The following is a 16,039-nucleotide window of genomic DNA, read 5'->3' as shown; positions in this document are numbered from 1 at the left end:
GCCCGCCAGGCGCACGAGACTTCAGGACCATTACACATGCCCAACAGCCGACCAGAACCCCCGGCAGTCCCCACATTGGGCCGCGCGCTGCTGGACAGCGAGCTGCGCTTGCGCTTGCTGGCGACCGCGAGCAGCACCGCGATCTATCGCATGAGCCCTGACTGGCAGGCCATGCATCAACTCAGCGGCGAGGGGTTTCTGCAAGACGCCACACAACCCGACCCGCAGTGGATCGAAACCTACATACCTGCGCAAGACCGGCCCAAAGTGCTCGCCGCCATCGCCAAGGCGATAGCCGAGCGGGCCATCTTCGAACTGGAACACCGCGTATGGCTGCCAGACGGCCGCTTCGGCTGGACCTTGTCGCGGGCCGTGCCGATCTTCGACGACCACGGCGAGATCAGCGAATGGTTCGGCGCTGCGGTGGACGTGACCCAGCAGCACGAAATGATGGCCCGCCTGCGCGAGAGCGAATCGGCATTCAAGACCATCGCCGACACCGTGCCGCAGTTGGTCTGGGTGGCCGACCAGAACGGGCGCTTCGAATTCTTCAACCAGCGCTGGCACGACTATTTCGGCGAAACCGGCCAGCAAGAGGCTTTCCACTGGTATGCCGAAACCTGCGTGCACCCCGACGACATCGCCGCCGCCGAGCAAGGTTTTGCCCAGGCCCGCGCCAGCGGCCAGGTGTTCGAGAGCGAACACCGCCTGCGCCACCACGATGGCAGCTACCGCTGGTTCATGGTGCGCGCCCAGCCCTACCGCGACCCTGAGAGCGGCGCCCTGCTGCGCTGGTACGGCACCGCGGTGGACGTGCACGACCGCCATGACGCCGAGCAGCAACTGCGCACCTTCAACCAAGCACTGGAAGTCCAGGTGCAAACCGGCTCTCGCGACCTGCAGGCGGCCGAAGCGCAGATGCGCCAGATGCAGAAGCTCGAAGCCATCGGCCTGCTCACCGGCGGGGTGGCCCACGACTTCAACAACCTGCTGACGGTGATCCGCAACGCCGCAGAGCTGATGCGCCGCAAGCCGCTGCCCGCAGAGCGCCAGCAGCGTTACCTGGACGCCATCCTCGACACCACCGACCGTGCCGCCAAGCTCACCAGCCAACTGCTGGCCTTCGCCCGCCGCCAGGCACTGCGCCCGGAAGTGTTCGCGGTGCTGCATCAGGTCGAACAGATCGCCGAAATGCTGCGCAGCATCGTCGGCGCGCACATGCAGGTGCTGGTGCAGGGCCCCGCGCAGCCCTGCTACATCGAGGCGGACCTGAACCAATTCGAAACCGCCCTGGTCAACCTGGTGGTCAATGCCCGCGATGCCATGCAGGGGCAAGGCACCATCACCCTCACCCTCGAAGCCACCGATGACCAGGTCACCATCGCCGTGACCGACGACGGCCATGGCATCGCCGCCGCCGATCTGGAGCGGATCTTCGACCCGTTCTACACCACCAAGGAAGTCGGCAAGGGCACCGGGCTGGGGCTGTCCCAGGTGTACGGGTTCGTCCATCAATCCGGTGGTGCGATCAGCGTGCAGAGCACTCCCGGCCAGGGCACCACCTTCACCGTGTCGTTGCCCGCGGTGGCCGCCCCCGCCCCCGACCTGGCAGCGACGCCCGAGGCCACCCTGGCCAAGCCCAAGGGCCGCATCCTGGTGGTCGAGGACAACCTGCAGGTACGTGAATTCACCGCCAACCTGCTGGCCGACATGGGTTATGCCACCAGCCTGGCCCACGACAGCATCAGCGCCCTGGCGCTGCTGGAAGCCGGCCAGCCGCGCATCGACCTGGTGCTGTCGGATGTGGTCATGCCCGGGGTCAGCGGCATGGAACTGGCCCGCACCATCAAGCGCCGCTGGCCCGACATCGCGCTGGTGCTGACCAGCGGCTACAGCCAGGTGCTGGCCGACGATGCGCAGCCTGGCGTGGAGCTGTTGAACAAGCCGTACTCGGCCGAGCAGTTGTTGCGTGCGTTCGAGGCTGCGACCAAGCGGTCCTGAACGGGGGCTGCCTGCACCGGCCTCATCGCCGGCAAGCCGGCTCCCACAGGGTTCACGCCAGTCTCTGTGGGAGCCGGCTTGCCGGCGATGAGGCCCGCCACGCGCCATTGCCCTGGCGCACTAGCGCAATCCGCTGGAATGCTTGCCTGATCCTCTGAACCTGCAGGCCCATGGATGGGAAACCCGGCGCCCCAGGACTAAAGTTCGCTCAGGTTCGACAACTGTTGCCACCAGAGGCGGCGCCTCGCTGCGCCACCCTGCCCATAACGATCCGACATCAACCGATGATCAGCACGATGAGCCATGGAGCCCACCATCATGGAACTACGAATCAACCAGAAGACCTACCAGGTTGACGCCGAAGCCGACACCCCGCTGCTGTGGGTGATCCGTGACGATCTCGGCCTGACCGGCACTAAGTACGGCTGCGGCCTGGCCCAGTGCGGCGCCTGTTCGGTGCTGGTGGACGGCAATGTGGTGCGCGCCTGCGTGACGCCGGTGGCCGGGGTGGTGGGCCGCGAGGTGACCACCATCGAGGCGATCGAGGCCGACGCCATCGGCAAGCGGGTGGTCGCGGCCTGGGTCGAGCACCAGGTGGCGCAGTGCGGTTATTGCCAGTCCGGCCAGGTGATGGCGGCCACCGCGCTGCTCAAGCACACCGCCAAACCCAGCGATGCGCAAATCGACGCGGCGATGGTCAACCTGTGCCGCTGCGGCACCTACAACGCCATCCATGCTGCCGTGCATGCGCTGGCCCAAGGGGAGAACGCCTGATGAGCATGCGCATCGACACCCCCGAAGACTTGCTCAAGCTGCCCGTGGGCGAAACCGTCAATCTGTCGCGCCGCCGCTTCCTCGCCGGCACAGCCGTGGGTGCCCTGGTGCTCGGCTTCGGCCTGCCACTGGGCGCGCCACGGGTACAGGCTGCGGCGGCAACTACCGAGCGCGGCACCCAGGTGCCGGCGTTCCTGGAAATCCGCCCGGACGGCAGCATTCGCCTGCTCAGCCCGTTCATGGAAGGCGGCCAGGGCACCTTCACCGCCATGGCGCAGATCGTCGGCGAAGAACTGGACGCCGACCCCGCCAGCTTCGTGGTCGACAGCGCCCCGCCCGGCGAGGCCTATGTGGTGATGGAAAACGGCATGCGCATTACCGGCGGCAGCATGTCGGTGCGCATGAGCTACCCGACCATGCGCCGCCTCGGTGCGCTGGCCCGGGCCATGCTGATGCAGGCTGCCGCCGAGCAGTGGGGGGTGCCGGTGAGCGAACTCGGCACCGAGCCGGGCAAGGTGATCCATGCCGCCTCGGGCCGCTCGCTGGGCTACGGCGAACTGGCCAGCCGCGCCATGGACCTGCCGGTGCCGGACCCGGCCGGCATCACCCTGCGCGACCCCAGCCAGTTCCGCTGGATCGGCAAGCCGGTGCGGCGCCTGGATGCCTACGACAAGTCCACCGGCAAAGCCGTCTACAGCATCGACGTCAAGCTCGACGGCATGCTCCACGCCGCCGTGCAACATGCACCGCGCCTGGGGATGACGGTGGGCAGCCTGCGCAACGAAGACCAGGTCAAGGCCATGAAGGGCGTGCACTCGGTGCATCAACTGCCCGGCGCGGTGGCGGTGGTCGCCGAACGCTGGTGGCATGCCAAACGGGCGGTCGAAGCCTTGCAGGTGGACTGGCAGGCGCCTGGCGCCGACAGCAAGGTGCGGCCGATGCCGGCGGACTTTTCCAGCGCCGCCTGGCTTGAACACCTGGCCAGCCAGCCCGGCACGCCCCGCGACGACGAAAACGAAGGCGATGTGGCCGCCGCCCTGGCCAGCGCCAAGACCACGGTCGAGGCCAGTTACCACAACCAGTACCTCAACCACGCCCAGCTCGAGCCACCGTCCGCCACCGCGCGGTTCAACCCCGACGGCACCCTGGAGGTGTGGCTGCCCAACCAGGCGCCGGACATGTTCCGCGACGATATCGCCAAACGTACCGGCCTCGACGCTGCGCAGATCACCCTGCACTCGCCGTTGCTGGGCGGTTTCTTCGGCCGGCACTTCCTCTACGACTCGGCCAACCCCTACCCCCAGGCCATTGCCCTGGCCAAGGCGGTCGGGCGCCCGGTGAAGCTGATCTGGACCCGTGAGGAAGAATTCCTGCGCGACGTGCTGCGCCCGGTGGCTGCGGTCAAGTTCCGCGCCGGGCTGGACGCCGAAGGCTTGCCGGTAGCCATCGAGGCCGTCAGCGCCACCGAAGGCCCCACCGAAGCCCTGGCCGGCCAGCAGGGCGAAAAACTCGACCCCACCGCCCTCGAAGGGTTGTCGGGCAAGGCCTACGCCATCGCCAACAAGCGCATTGCGCAGGTGTATGTGAAAGGCCCGGCCATGCTCGGTTACTGGCGCTCGGTGGGCAATTCGTTGAACGACTTCTTCTATGAAGCCTTCCTCGACGAACTGGCCGACAAGGGCGGCCACGACCCGTTCGAACTGCGCCTGCACCTGCTGCGCGACAACCCGCGACTGACCCATCTGCTGCAAGCGGTGGGCGAACTGTCCGGCGGCTGGAAGCGCGGGCCGTTCACCGCCGAAGACGGCAGCAAGCGCGCCCGGGGCGTGGCCATGGCCTCGCCGTTCGGCTCGGAGGCAGCGGTGATCGCCGAGGTGTCGATCGACGGCGGCCAGGTGAAGGTGCATGACATCTGGCAGGCCATCGACCCGGGCAGCATCGTCAACCCGGCGATCATCGAGGCCCAGGTCAATGGCGCGGTGGCCCTGGGGCTGTCGCAGGCGCTGGTGGAGGAAGCGGTGTGGCTCGACGGCATGCCCAGGGCGCGCAACTACGACCTGTACCCGATCCTGCCGCCTTCGCGCATGGCCCGGGTGCATGTGCGCATCGTCGAGAGCGGCGCGAAGATGGGCGGCATAGGCGAACCGCCACTGCCGGCGGTAGCGCCAGCGGTGGCCAACGCGGTAGCGCGGTTGACCGGCCAGCGCATCCGCAGCCTGCCCCTTAGCCGCTACAGCTTCAGCTGACCCGACAGGACCGCCCATGAACAACCGTCGCTTCGCAACAATCGCGGGCTGGCTGGCCCTGCCGTGCCTGGTCGCGGCAGGCCTGCTGGCCTGGTACGTCACCCGCGAACCTGCCTCGCCCTTCAGCGCCGACACGCCAGTGGACGCGGCGCTGGTCAACCGTGGCGAGTACGTCGCCCGGCTCAGCGATTGCGTGGCCTGCCACAGCCTGCCCGGCCAGGCGCCGTTCGCCGGCGGGCTGGAGATGGCAACGCCCTTGGGGGCGATCCATGCCACCAACATCACCCCCGATCGCCAGCACGGCATCGGCGACTACAGCCTGGCCGACTTCGACCGCGCCGTGCGCCACGGCGTCGCACCGGGCGGGCGCCGGCTGTACCCGGCCATGCCCTACCCGTCCTACGCCAAGCTCAGTGACGACGACCTGCGCGCGCTGTATGCCTTCTTCATGCAGGGCGTGCAGCCGGCCAACCAGGCCAACATCCCCAGCAGCATCCCCTGGCCGCTCAACCTGCGTTGGCCGATCGCCCTGTGGAACGGCCTGTTCGCGCCGAACACGCCCTATGCACAGAAACCCGGGCAGGATGCGCTGTGGAACCGTGGCGCCTATATCGTCCAGGGCCCCGGCCACTGCGGCAGTTGCCACACCCCGCGCGGCCTGGCGTTCAACGAGAAGGCGCTGGACGAGGCCGGTGTGCCCTTCCTCGCCGGCGCCCTGCTCGACGGCTGGTACGCACCCAGCCTGCGCCAGGACCCCAACACCGGGCTGGGGCGCTGGAGCGAGGCGCAGATCGTGCAGTTCCTCAAGACCGGGCGCAACCAGCACGCCGTGGTGTACGGCTCGATGACCGAGGCATTCAACAACTCCACGCAGTTCATGGCCGACGATGACCTGGCCGCCATCGCCCGCTACCTGAAATCGTTGCCGGGCGACCCGCAGCGCGACGGCGCGCCCTGGCAGTACCAGGCCGTGTCCGCCGCCAGCCGCCTGGAGGCGCCCGGCGCGCACACCTACGTGACCCGCTGCGCCAGCTGCCATGGCCTGGATGGCCAGGGCCAGGCCGAGTGGATGCCGCCGCTGGCGGGCGCCACCTCGATGCTGGCCAGCGAAAACGCCTCGGCGATCAACATCACCCTCAACGGCTCGCAGCGCATCGTCGCCGCCGGGGTGCCGGATGCCTACCGCATGCCGGCGTTTCGTGAGCAGCTCAATGACCGGGAGATTGCCGAGGTGCTGAGTTTTGCCCGCGCGACCTGGGGCAACCAGGGCGGCGCCGTGGACGCCAAGGCGGTCGGCAAGCTGCGTGAACATACCGACCCGGCCAGCAGCAGCCCGATCATTTTGCATATGCGTTAACCCAACGCTGTCCTGTAGGAGCGGCCTTGTGTCGCGAAAGGGGCGCGAAGCGGCCCCAGATTTCTGCGCCGAGATGAAGATTGCCGGGGGCTGCTTCGCAGCCCTTTCGCGACACAAGGCCGCTCCTACAGATAGCCCTGCAACACGTCAGCACGATTCAGAGGACACCATGGAAAGCATCGATCTGCTGGTCCTGCGCACCGCCCACGACTGGCTCAAGGCCAATCACCGCGTGCTGCTCGCCACGTGGCCCGTACCTGGGGCTCGTCGCCGCGCCCGGTGGGCTCGATGATGGCCTTGCGCGGTGATGGCCGGGTGGTTGGCAGCGTCTCCGGCGGCTGCATCGAAGACGACCTGATCCAGCGCTATACCAGCGCCCATGGCGGCCCCGGGCTGCCTGCCGGCGCCCCCGAGGTGGTCCGCTATGGCATCAGCGCCGACGAGGCGCACCGCTTCGGCCTGCCGTGCGGCGGCACGCTGGAACTGATCCTCGAGTTCAACCCCGAGCCCCAGCTGTTGCAGCGCTTGCTCGAGCAGCTCGACAGCGGCCAACTGGTATGCCGCGACCTTGCCCTGCAAGACGGCAGCGTCACCCTCCAGGCCAGCGCCACCCCGGCACAGTTCAGCTTCGACGGCCAGCACATGCGCAACACCCTCGGCCCCGGCTACCGCATGCTGCTGATCGGCGCCGGCGCGCTGGCCGAATACCTGGCGACCATGGCCCTGTTCAACGGCTTTCGCGTGGCGGTGTGCGACCCGCGCCCGGAGTACCTGGCCAGCTGGGCGCTGGCCGGCGTCGAGCACCTCGCGGGCATGCCGGACGACGTGGTGCGCGCCTTCCGGGCCGACCTGCGCAGCTGCGTCATCGCCGTCAGCCACGACCCCAGGCTCGATGACCTGGCCCTGCTCGAAGCCCTGCACAGCCCGGCGTTCTACGTCGGCGCCATCGGTTCGCGGCGCAACAGCCAGCTGCGACGCGAACGGCTGATCGAGCATTTTGGCGAGACCGAGCAATCGCTTGAGCGCCTGCACGGGCCGATCGGCGTCCATATCGGCAGCAAGACCCCGGCGGAGATCGCGGTCAGCGTGATGGCCGAGGTGCTGGCGGCGAAGAATGCGGTGCCGGTCCCCACGGTATCCCAGGGCAAGTCGCAGCAGCGAACCGCCGCTCACACGCTGGCCTGAGACCACAGCGACACCAGGTCGCTCACACACTGGCCAACCTGTGACTATGCTTGAACCTCGCATGCCACTCACCGGTATCGATCACAAGGAAGACAGGCCAATGAATCCAACCCGTTCCCTCGCCCGCGCCATTGCGCTCGCCTCGTTAGTGTCCGCCGCCAGCTTCACCGCCCACGCCGCCCAACTGCCGATCGCCAGCGAAGCACTGGAAAGCCATGTCAGCACGCAAGTTACCGCCATCGACCAGGCCAACCGCCAGGTCACCGTCAAGGGCCCCCATGACAAGGACGTGACCTTCCAGCTCACGGAACAAGCCAAGGCCCTGCCCAACCTCAAGGTTGGCGACAATGTCGACATCTACGTGACCCGTGCCGTCGCCTACGTGCTGAACACCAACGTCGGCGGCGCACCTAAAGCCTCGGAAGAGGCCGGCACCATCCGTGCCACCAAGGACAACCCCAACCCCGGTGGCGAAGCCTTCCGTCAGGTGAAGGTCACCTCGCAGATCAAGAAGATCGACCTCAAGACCCACGAAGTCAGCCTGCTGCCGCCGGAAGGCAAGCTGCAGGTGGTCAAGGTCGAAGACCCCGAGCTGCAAAAGCGCATGAAGAACCTCAAGGTCGACCAGACCGTGGACGCCATCTACACCGAAGTGCTGCGCATAGAAACTTCGCGTTGATCCGGTAAAACCTTTTGCCCGGCCTGCGCATCGAACATCAGGTGACCCTTCACTTTGCCAGGAGGTACCCATGACGATGCGCACGGCTTTGCTGCTGTCCTGCCTGACCCTCGCAGTGGCCGGTTGCTCCAGCTCAGCGCAGCAGCTGCCGCCCCCCACCACCCAGCAAGTCGACCTGCAACGCTACCAGGGCACCTGGTACGAGCTGGCGCGGCTGCCGATGTTCTTCCAGCGCAATTGCGTGCAGTCCGAAGCGCGCTATAGGGTGCGCGCGGATGGCAGAATCGACGTCGACAATCGCTGCAAGGAACAGGACGGCCAGTGGAACACCGCCCACGGCATCGCCCAGGCGCAAGTGCCCGGGCGCACCGACAAGCTGTGGGTGCGCTTCGACAACTGGTTCAGCCGCCTTGCGCCCGACCTGACCAAGGGCGAGTACTGGGTGCTGTACCACGACCCGGACTACCGCGTGGCGTTGGTCGGCCACCCCAACCGCGAGTACCTGTGGCTGCTGTCGCGCAGCCCGACGGTCAGCAGCCAGACCCGCGAGCAGTTGCTGCAACGGGCACGCGAGCAGGGCTATCCCACCGAGAAGCTGATCTGGCGCCAGGCGGACACGCCGTAACACCCATCGACGCCCGCCGCCGCCCCCTGTAAGGTGAGCCTCCCCGGCTCACCCAAAGGATTGCGTGCAATGATCACCTGCCACCTCAAGTACATCATCGACCCGTATCAGATCCCTGCTTTCGAGGCTTACGGCAAGCTGTGGATTGGCCTGGTCAACCGCATGGGCGGCACTCACCACGGCTACTTCCTGCCCAGCGAAGGCGCCAACAACGTCGCCTACGCCCTGTTCAGCTTCCCCAGCCTGGCCGCCTACGAGCAGTACCGCACGGCGTCGGAAACCGACCCCGAGTGCATCGCCGCCTTTGCCCTGGCCACCGAGCAGCGCTTCATCCTCAGCTACGAACGCAGCTTCCTGCGGCCCGTGCACGGCTGAGCCTTGGCAAATACCCTTTCCAAAGCAAGGAACGCAACGTGAAGCATCTCGCAAGAACACTGGGTATGGCTGGCCTTGGGCTGTTGCTTGGCTGCACGCCGGGCCAACGCTTGCCGTTCGATGTGCCATACGGTCACTACGAGAACTTCCTGCGTGAATACGTGGGCGACCGCGGACAACTGACCTGCCAGGTGAGCATCGAGGAAAACCACACCGGCGACAAATGGGTGCCCTCGGTGATCCTCGCCGCCGCCCAGGACGAGCGCGAGGACTACACCCTGTTCCTGTCCAGCTCACCGCAGAGCAACGGCAGCGATCAGCGCACGTTCCACCTGCGCACCTTCGTCAACGCCACTGCCGTCATCAGCGACCACTTCCTCAACGCGCCCAATCGCAACGACCAGTACGGCCTGCGCCTGGCCTGGCATGCCGATGGTTCGATCAGCTACCAGGTAGACAACGGCGATGGCTGGACGCCCAAGGCAACGGTGCAGAGCCCAGGGTTCAAGGTGCGCCATGTGAGTGCCCACGCCAGTGGTGTCAAAGGGGTCGCGCACTGCGTGGTCAGTGACAGCGATGTGTAAAGAGGGCTGCCCGGTCAGGCGCCGGGCTGCTGCCCTGCCCGCAGTGCCGCGATGAATACGTCCAGCGGTACACGCACAGCAGGCCGGTCCTTTTCGTCATGGCGCTCGATCAGCACCTGCTCGTCTTCGAACGTCACCCGATAATCATCGCTGTTGTAGGGGTCCACCAGCCTGTTGTTACGGGTAGCCAGGGCCTCAACCAGGATGTGTTGGCGTTCGGTGGCAGTGAATGCTTCGCCGATCCAGCGCAGCAGACCGGCGTCATGGGATTGGGGATTGGCGGCATGGCGGGGCATGGCAGGCTCCTTCTGTCATCAAAAAGGCAAAAGGGCCTGCACGGCCCTTTTCCCTGGCCTCGGGATCAGTAGGCAGGATAGGCCGTTTTGATCACCTTGCCACCCGTTCGGATATCTTCTGATCGCGGCGCTTCAGGCAGCTTGGTGCAGCCGCGTGATCACTGGTTGCTGGCGCTGTCGCGCCTGCCAGATGTCGTAGTCGACCTGAATGGTCAGCCACAGCCGCGCGGTGCTGATGCCGGCCATCTCCAGGCGCACGGCAAGGTCGGGAGAGACGGCCGCCCGGCCATGCAGTACACGGGACAGCGCTTCGCGGGAAAAGCCCAGGTGCGCAGCGAAGGCCTTCACCGTCAGGCCCAGCGCGGGTAACACGTCCTCGCGCAGGGTTTCACCGGGGTGAGGCGGGTTGAACATAGCCATGGAAAGCCTCCTGATCAGTGATAGTCGAGGTAATCGACCAATTCGACATCAAAACCCGCAAAACGAAACACCACCCGCCAGTTGCCTGACACGCTGACTGACCAGAAGCCGGCCAACTCACCCTTGAGTGGGTGCAACTGCCAGCCCGGCACACTCATGTCGTCGGCGACGAGAGCGCTGTCGAGAAACTGCAGTTGGCGCTTCAAGCGCTGGGCGTGGGCAGCCTGGATGCCGCGGGTGTTGCCCGTTTCGTGGAAAAGCCGCAGTCCTTTGTGGCGAAAGCTGATGATCATGGGGCGCGCCGTATCCATTCAGTGCGAGAGGCGCGAGTGTGACCCCATGAGTCACAGGCAGCAAAGTATCATGTGTGACTCGATGCGTCACATATATTCCTGCTACCCGGCATCAGCCTGGAACGCCACCCCCAACCCCACCTTGACCTTGTCCAGCACGATCAGCGTGCGGTAGGTCTGGATATCGTCGTTGTCGGCAAAGTGTTGCCTGACCAGCTTTTCGAAATGAGCGACGTTGCGCGCCAGCATGACGATGATGAACGACACCCCGCCACTGACGAAGTAGCACTGCTGTACCTCCGGTACTCCAGCGAAGTAGCGCTTGGCGCGGTCCATCACCAGCGAGCGGTCGTCGCACAGGCGCGACTCGACGATGGCGGTGAGCTCCTGGCCCAGTGCTTCCGGGGCGATGACGGCGGTATTGGCAAGAATCACCCCACTGGCTTCGAGCTGGGTGATGCGCCGCTGCACGGCGGGGGTCGACAGGCCGATGGCCTCGGCGATCACCCGCTGCGAGGTCTTGTTGTCCTGTTGCAGCATGCGCAGGATCGCCTGGTCGAAGCTGTCGAGCGGGCGCTTGGGCAAATCATTCATGTTCAGGGTCCGAAAAAAGCAATTCACTCATCCTGCGGCGCGTTATACAGCCAATGCTTCAGGGCCGGCGCAGTAGAATCCTGCCACGAATCTGCGTGGAGGTCGTTGTGCGCCAAGCCAACCCGGGGGCATTCACCCCCATCCTTGCCGCCCTGCTGGGGCTGGTGTCAGTGCAATCGGGCGCCGCCGTCGGCAAGGCCATCTTTCCACTGGTGGGGCCGGAAGGCGTGGCTGCGCTGCGCCTGGGCCTCTCGGCGCTGATTCTACTGGTAGTGCTGCGCCCGTGGCGTATCTGGCGCCAGGCCAACCTGCGCGACCTGGTCGGCTACGGGCTGATGATGGGCTTGATGAACCTGCTGATCTACCGGGCGTTCCTGTACATCCCGGTGGGTATCGCGGTTTCGATCGAAGTGATCGGCCCACTGGGCGTTGCATTGTTGAGCTCGCGGCGGCGCATCGACCTGTTGTGGATCGCCTTGTCGGCGCTCGGCCTGGTGCTGTTGCCCTGGGGGGCCGGTGCAGACGGGCTGGACCTGCGCGGCGTGGCCTTTGCCCTGGCCGCCGCGCTGGCCTGGGGGCTGTACGTGACCTTGGGCACGCGAGTGGCAGTGCATGGCCGCCAGGCGGTGGCCAGCGGCATGCTGGTGGCGGCGATGCTCGGCGTACCGCTGGGCGCGTTGCAGGCCGGTAGCCAGCTGCTGCAACCCACGGTGCTGGCCGTGGGGCTGGCAGTGGCATTGCTGTCCAGCACGCTGCCCTTCCTGCTGGACATGTTCGCCATGCGCCACCTGCCGCCGAGCGTGTTCGGCGTACTGCTCAGCGCCTCGCCGGCCGCCGGGGCGATTGCCGGCTGGCTGGTGCTGGGAGAGACGTTGAGCTTGCTGCAGTGTGTGGGGATTTTGGCGATTGCGGTGGCTTGTGCGGGGGCTGCTTTGGTGAGGCGGGCAAGGTAGCGGGGGCGCTTTGCAGTTGTCTGCCTCTTAGCGATCTGGCGTCCGTCCGGGGATCGAGTGTGGGCCACCAGGTGCCTGGCGACAGGTCTGCAGCGCCTATGAGATCGAGCGCCGCCCGCGCGGCGCATCGCTGGCAAGCCAGCTCCCACAACTGTTTCGGGCCAGTTACTCCTGTGACTACATCGCTGTACGCCTTTTTGGCCCGACTCGATTTCGAAGTGGGCGCTGAAGGCCCTGCGCCTGACTTGAGACATGCACCAAGGCGGGCAGCAGTACCCTCACAGGCATAATTGGCCCAAAACAAATGTGGGAGCTGCGGTTCGCCGCTGCGACTTGCCAGCGATGCGCCGCGCGGGCGGCGCTCGATCTTGAGAGCGCTGCAAAAACACCGCCAGGCACCTGGTGGCCTTCACCTATTCTCCCGCCAGGCACCTGGCAGCCCTCACCCACTCTCCCGATCAGCCACTTGCGCCCTATCCAACACCGGGCACCGCGCCCGGTGCAGATTCAAAGCCGTATTGATAATCCCGATATGGCTGAACGCCTGCGGGATATTCCCCAGTGTCGCGAAAGGGCTGCGCAGGCCGTGGTTACAGCAATGACTTACGCATGAATACCCGCTCAAACCCATCCTGCGCAGCCCGATGCGTCTCGTGATAGCCCAACCGGGCATAGATCTCGATGTTTTCGGTCATCCGCTCATGGGTATAGAGCCGGATGGTTTCACACCCGGCGGCGCAGGCATGTGCCTCGCAGAAGTCCATCAGCATCCGCCCGATGCCCTGCCCTTTGCACGCGGGCAAAACCGCGACGTTCACCAACAGCAGCTCACGCTCTTCCCGGCGCATGACCAGTAGCCCGACGATGCGCGAGGCCAGCGTGGCAACAAACACATCGTCCTCGTGCACGACCTGCTGGTAATCGTCGAGCATCGGTGCCGGTTCGCGACCAATTCTGGCGATGTAAGGGCTGTAGGCTTCGCTGACCAGCGCCGCGATGGCGTCGGCATCCTCTACTACGGCCTGTCGCAGGGTGATGGCGTTCATTCTTCCACCGTTGGCCAGAGCACCGCCTGGGCGGCAATCACGTGGCCCAGGTTGGCATCGAAGGTGACGCTGGGCGAACCATGCAGCTTGTAGCCCAAGGCGAGCAGCTGCGAAATGCGCTGGCAGAAGCTGGCGTCGTCCTTGCCGGTGATCAGGCGGTAGACCGGCAGGCCGTCGGGGGGCGATGAAGTCATTGGGCAGTCCTCTTCGATGCGGGTGTCGATGTGCACGGGGGCGGCCATCATGTCATAGCGATCTGGCGCTCGTCTTCGGATTGAGTCTGGGCTACCTGATGCCTGGCGATAGATCTTCAGCGCCCTCGAGATCGAGCGCCGCCCGCGCGGCGCATCGCTGGCAAGTCGCAGCGGCGAACCGCAGCTCCCACATCTGTTTCGGGCCAATTACTCCTGCATGTTCATCACTGTCCGCCTTGTTGGTACGACGCGGTTTCAGTGTGGGCATTGCCGCCGCCCCACATGTTTCAAGGCATGCACCAAGGCAGGCGCCGGTACTTCCACAGGAGTAACTGGCCCGAAACAAACTGTGGGAGCTGGCTTGCCAGCGATGCGCCGCGCGGGCGGCGCTCGATCTCATAGGCGCTGCAAAAACAACGGCAGGCACCTGGTAGCCCTCACCCACTATCCCGACCCTCCCTATGCGCCCTATCCCGCACCGGACACCGCGCCCGGTGCAGATTCAACGCCGTATTGATAATCCCGATATGGCTGAACGCCTGCGGAAAATTCCCCAGCATCCGCTTACCCACCGGGTCGTACTGCTCGGCCAGCAGCCCGACGTCATTGCACAACCCAGTCAACCGCTCAAACAGCATTTGCGCATCCTGCTGGCGCCCGAGCAGCACATACACATCCGCCAGCCAGAACGAACACACCAGGAACGTGCCCTCCCCCGGCGTCAGGCCATCGCTGCAGCTGTCGCTGTCGTAGCGCAGCAGCAGGCCGTTGCGCAGCAGGCGCTGTTCGACCTGCTCAAGGGTGCGCAGAAAGCGCGGATCATCCGCCGGCAAAAAACCGGTCAGGGCAATCTGCAGCAGGCTGGCGTCCAGCTCGGTCGAGCCATAGGCCTGCACGAAGTGCTGCCCGCCGGGGTCCAGGCCACGCACGCAGACCTCAGCGCGGATCTGCTCGGCAACGCGTCGGTAATGCCTGCCTCGCTCGCGGTCTTCCTCGGTGGTCTCGGCCAGGCTGGCGGCGCGGTCGAAGGCGACCCAGGCCATGACCTTGGAATGCACGAAATGCTGACGGCCGCCGCGCACCTCCCACAGCCCTTCGTCAGGCTCGCGCCAGATGCTTTCCACGTAGGGCAGGATCAGCCTGGCGATGGCGGAGCTGCGCGGATGGCGTGGCAGGCCGCCCTTGATGGCCTGGGTCATGGCGTCGGCGAGTTCGCCGTAGATATCGAGCTGCAACTGCTCGGAGGCGGCATTGCCGACGCGCACCGGCCGGGAGTGCTCGTAGCCCGCCAGCCAGGGCAAGCTGAACTCGGGCAGGTCACGCTCCCCCGCCAGGCCGTACATGATCTGCATCTGCTCGGGGTTGCCGGCCACCGAACGCAGCAACCATTCGCGCCAGGCCTGGGCTTCGTCGAAGTAACCGAGGTTCATCAGGGCCAGCAAGGTCATGGTGGCGTCACGCAGCCAGCAGTAGCGGTAGTCCCAATTGCGCTCGCCCCCCACGCGCTCGGGCAGCGAGGTGGTGACGGCGGCGACCATGCCGCCGGTGGGCGCATAGGTCATGGCCTTGAGCGTCAGCAGCGAGCGGCGCACCAGATGAGTGTAGGGGCCGACGTCCGGGCAGCGGGCGGCGAAGGCCTGCCATTGGGCGATGGTCTGTTGCAAATCATGATCGACATCGCACCCGGGCTGCACGGGCAGGTGCGAGGGCTGGTGGCAAAGGCTGAACACCTGACGCTCGCCAGTGCCCACGCGAAAACGCGCAACGCTGTGATGGTCCTGGCCATGGGCTTCGACGCTGCTGCGCAATATCAGACGGTCGGGGCCGGCCACCGCGCTGAGGGTCAGCGGGTCGAGCTTTTCCACCCAGGGCACGCTGCGGCCGTAGTCGAAGCGCAGCACCAGGTCCATCTCGAACGCGGCTTCGCCCGCCAGGCCTTCGACGATGCGCACGATGGTGTTGCTGTCACCCAGGGGCATGCAGTCGAGCACTCGGGCACGGCCGCTGGCGGTGGTCCAGTGGGTTTCCAGCACCAGGGTGTCGTCGAGGTAGCGGCGTGTGCAGTGTTCCACCGGGTCACTGGGGGCGATGCGCCAGCGGCCGTTTTCTTCGTTGCCCAGCAATGCCGCGAACACGGCCGGGGCGTCGAAGCGTGGCAGGCACAGCCAGTCGATGGCACCGTCGCGGCTGACCAGCGCGGCGCTGCGGCAGTTGCCGATGAGGGCGTAGTCTTCGATGAGGGCAGGCATCGGGGCTCCTTTGGCGGGTGGGCCTGAGGTTGGATGCCTGGTGGGCGCTAGTCGTTCCGCCTAAGTCGGCCTCATCGCGGGGCAAGCCCGCTCCCACGCTTTGGACCACCCCCAAGGCTTAAATTGGTGTCCAACTTCTTGGGGGCAGCCCACTTTCGTGGGAGCGGG

General features: G+C 66.0%; 16 protein-coding genes and 1 pseudogene. 10 read left to right on the top strand and 7 right to left on the bottom strand.

Annotation, left to right across the window (positions count from 1 at the left end):
* The first annotated feature begins 36 nt into the window (after positions 1-36).
* The 9 genes and pseudogenes from EJA05_RS10545 to EJA05_RS10505 all read left to right on the top strand — a co-directional run bounded on the left by EJA05_RS10545 (position 37) and on the right by EJA05_RS10505 (position 9,826).
* The gene (locus EJA05_RS10545; RefSeq protein ID WP_125858187.1) at positions 37-2,001 is read left to right on the top strand and encodes a hybrid sensor histidine kinase/response regulator; all 1,965 of its coding nucleotides are present in this window, start codon (positions 37-39) and stop codon (positions 1,999-2,001) included.
* 318 nt (positions 2,002-2,319) lie between these two features.
* Positions 2,320-2,775 (top strand): (2Fe-2S)-binding protein, encoded by a 456-nt coding sequence (locus tag EJA05_RS10540; RefSeq protein ID WP_110993707.1) that lies wholly within the window; start codon positions 2,320-2,322, stop codon positions 2,773-2,775.
* The gene (locus EJA05_RS10535; RefSeq protein WP_125858186.1) at positions 2,775-5,021 is read left to right on the top strand and encodes a xanthine dehydrogenase family protein molybdopterin-binding subunit; all 2,247 of its coding nucleotides are present in this window, start codon (positions 2,775-2,777) and stop codon (positions 5,019-5,021) included. Before EJA05_RS10540 ends, EJA05_RS10535 begins: the two co-directional genes overlap by 1 nt.
* Positions 5,022-5,037: 16 nt before the next feature.
* Positions 5,038-6,378 (top strand): c-type cytochrome, encoded by a 1,341-nt coding sequence (locus tag EJA05_RS10530; protein ID WP_125858185.1) that lies wholly within the window; start codon positions 5,038-5,040, stop codon positions 6,376-6,378.
* Positions 6,379-6,547: 169 nt separating this feature from the next.
* Positions 6,548-7,563: pseudogene (locus tag EJA05_RS10525) on the top strand (XdhC family protein).
* 100 nt (positions 7,564-7,663) lie between these two features.
* The gene (locus EJA05_RS10520) at positions 7,664-8,242 is read left to right on the top strand and encodes a hypothetical protein (RefSeq protein ID WP_125463552.1); all 579 of its coding nucleotides are present in this window, start codon (positions 7,664-7,666) and stop codon (positions 8,240-8,242) included.
* Positions 8,243-8,312: 70 nt separating this feature from the next.
* The gene (locus EJA05_RS10515) at positions 8,313-8,867 is read left to right on the top strand and encodes a lipocalin family protein (protein ID WP_125858184.1); all 555 of its coding nucleotides are present in this window, start codon (positions 8,313-8,315) and stop codon (positions 8,865-8,867) included.
* A gap of 69 nt (positions 8,868-8,936) precedes the next feature.
* Positions 8,937-9,242: an NIPSNAP family protein gene (locus EJA05_RS10510; RefSeq protein WP_125463550.1), complete on the top strand. Its 306-nt coding sequence runs from the start codon at positions 8,937-8,939 to the stop codon at positions 9,240-9,242.
* 38 nt (positions 9,243-9,280) lie between these two features.
* Positions 9,281-9,826 (top strand): hypothetical protein, encoded by a 546-nt coding sequence (locus EJA05_RS10505; RefSeq protein WP_223811901.1) that lies wholly within the window; start codon positions 9,281-9,283, stop codon positions 9,824-9,826.
* Between the two features lie 14 nt (positions 9,827-9,840).
* On the opposite strand, the gene EJA05_RS10500 is transcribed toward EJA05_RS10505, so the two are convergent.
* From EJA05_RS10500 to EJA05_RS10485, 4 genes are all read right to left on the bottom strand, one after another.
* Positions 9,841-10,122 (bottom strand): hypothetical protein, encoded by a 282-nt coding sequence (locus tag EJA05_RS10500; protein ID WP_125858183.1) that lies wholly within the window; start codon positions 10,120-10,122, stop codon positions 9,841-9,843.
* A 132-nt stretch (positions 10,123-10,254) separates the two neighbouring features.
* Positions 10,255-10,542 carry a HigA family addiction module antitoxin gene (locus tag EJA05_RS10495; protein WP_125463548.1) on the bottom strand — a complete coding sequence of 96 codons (288 nt, stop codon included), beginning with the start codon at positions 10,540-10,542 and terminating at the stop codon, positions 10,255-10,257.
* A gap of 14 nt (positions 10,543-10,556) precedes the next feature.
* Positions 10,557-10,835: a type II toxin-antitoxin system RelE/ParE family toxin gene (locus tag EJA05_RS10490; RefSeq protein WP_125463547.1), complete on the bottom strand. Its 279-nt coding sequence runs from the start codon at positions 10,833-10,835 to the stop codon at positions 10,557-10,559.
* A gap of 102 nt (positions 10,836-10,937) precedes the next feature.
* Entirely contained in the window at positions 10,938-11,429 is a 492-nt protein-coding gene (locus tag EJA05_RS10485) for an Lrp/AsnC family transcriptional regulator (RefSeq protein ID WP_228711101.1), read from the bottom strand.
* A gap of 107 nt (positions 11,430-11,536) precedes the next feature.
* Between EJA05_RS10485 and EJA05_RS10480 the strand changes: the two genes are divergently transcribed.
* Positions 11,537-12,382 (top strand): EamA family transporter, encoded by an 846-nt coding sequence (locus tag EJA05_RS10480; protein WP_223811900.1) that lies wholly within the window; start codon positions 11,537-11,539, stop codon positions 12,380-12,382.
* 590 nt (positions 12,383-12,972) lie between these two features.
* Here the strand turns inward: EJA05_RS10480 and EJA05_RS10465 are convergent.
* The 3 genes from EJA05_RS10465 to EJA05_RS10455 all read right to left on the bottom strand — a co-directional run bounded on the left by EJA05_RS10465 (position 12,973) and on the right by EJA05_RS10455 (position 15,871).
* Positions 12,973-13,428, bottom strand: a complete 456-nt coding sequence (locus EJA05_RS10465; RefSeq protein WP_125858180.1) for a GNAT family N-acetyltransferase — start codon at positions 13,426-13,428, stop codon at positions 12,973-12,975.
* Positions 13,425-13,673, bottom strand: coding sequence for a DUF1737 domain-containing protein (locus tag EJA05_RS10460; RefSeq protein WP_309475590.1), 249 nt, complete (start codon positions 13,671-13,673; stop codon positions 13,425-13,427). The genes EJA05_RS10465 and EJA05_RS10460 overlap by 4 nt, the downstream gene beginning before the upstream one ends.
* A gap of 386 nt (positions 13,674-14,059) precedes the next feature.
* The gene (locus EJA05_RS10455) at positions 14,060-15,871 is read right to left on the bottom strand and encodes a glycoside hydrolase family 15 protein (RefSeq protein WP_125858179.1); all 1,812 of its coding nucleotides are present in this window, start codon (positions 15,869-15,871) and stop codon (positions 14,060-14,062) included.
* Between the last annotated feature and the right edge of the window lie 168 nt (positions 15,872-16,039).

The sequence above is a fragment of the Pseudomonas oryziphila genome, assembly GCF_003940825.1.
Taxonomy (GTDB): domain Bacteria; phylum Pseudomonadota; class Gammaproteobacteria; order Pseudomonadales; family Pseudomonadaceae; genus Aquipseudomonas; species Aquipseudomonas sichuanensis.
Note: the sequence above shows the minus strand (reverse complement) of the source record. Positions and strands in the feature narration are given on the sequence as shown.

Coding starts and splice junctions, on each gene's coding strand:
- EJA05_RS10485 (WP_228711101.1), bottom strand. CDS start 11,429: ATGAATGATTTGCCCAAGCGCCCGCTCGACAGCTTCGACCAGGCGATC.
- EJA05_RS10500 (WP_125858183.1), bottom strand. CDS start 10,122: ATGCCCCGCCATGCCGCCAATCCCCAATCCCATGACGCCGGTCTGCTG.
- EJA05_RS10520 (WP_125463552.1), top strand. CDS start 7,664: ATGAATCCAACCCGTTCCCTCGCCCGCGCCATTGCGCTCGCCTCGTTA.
- EJA05_RS10535 (WP_125858186.1), top strand. CDS start 2,775: ATGAGCATGCGCATCGACACCCCCGAAGACTTGCTCAAGCTGCCCGTG.
- EJA05_RS10495 (WP_125463548.1), bottom strand. CDS start 10,542: ATGGCTATGTTCAACCCGCCTCACCCCGGTGAAACCCTGCGCGAGGAC.
- EJA05_RS10515 (WP_125858184.1), top strand. CDS start 8,313: ATGACGATGCGCACGGCTTTGCTGCTGTCCTGCCTGACCCTCGCAGTG.
- EJA05_RS10490 (WP_125463547.1), bottom strand. CDS start 10,835: ATGATCATCAGCTTTCGCCACAAAGGACTGCGGCTTTTCCACGAAACG.
- EJA05_RS10530 (WP_125858185.1), top strand. CDS start 5,038: ATGAACAACCGTCGCTTCGCAACAATCGCGGGCTGGCTGGCCCTGCCG.
- EJA05_RS10510 (WP_125463550.1), top strand. CDS start 8,937: ATGATCACCTGCCACCTCAAGTACATCATCGACCCGTATCAGATCCCT.
- EJA05_RS10545 (WP_125858187.1), top strand. CDS start 37: ATGCCCAACAGCCGACCAGAACCCCCGGCAGTCCCCACATTGGGCCGC.
- EJA05_RS10465 (WP_125858180.1), bottom strand. CDS start 13,428: ATGAACGCCATCACCCTGCGACAGGCCGTAGTAGAGGATGCCGACGCC.
- EJA05_RS10460 (WP_309475590.1), bottom strand. CDS start 13,673: ATGATGGCCGCCCCCGTGCACATCGACACCCGCATCGAAGAGGACTGC.
- EJA05_RS10455 (WP_125858179.1), bottom strand. CDS start 15,871: ATGCCTGCCCTCATCGAAGACTACGCCCTCATCGGCAACTGCCGCAGC.
- EJA05_RS10540 (WP_110993707.1), top strand. CDS start 2,320: ATGGAACTACGAATCAACCAGAAGACCTACCAGGTTGACGCCGAAGCC.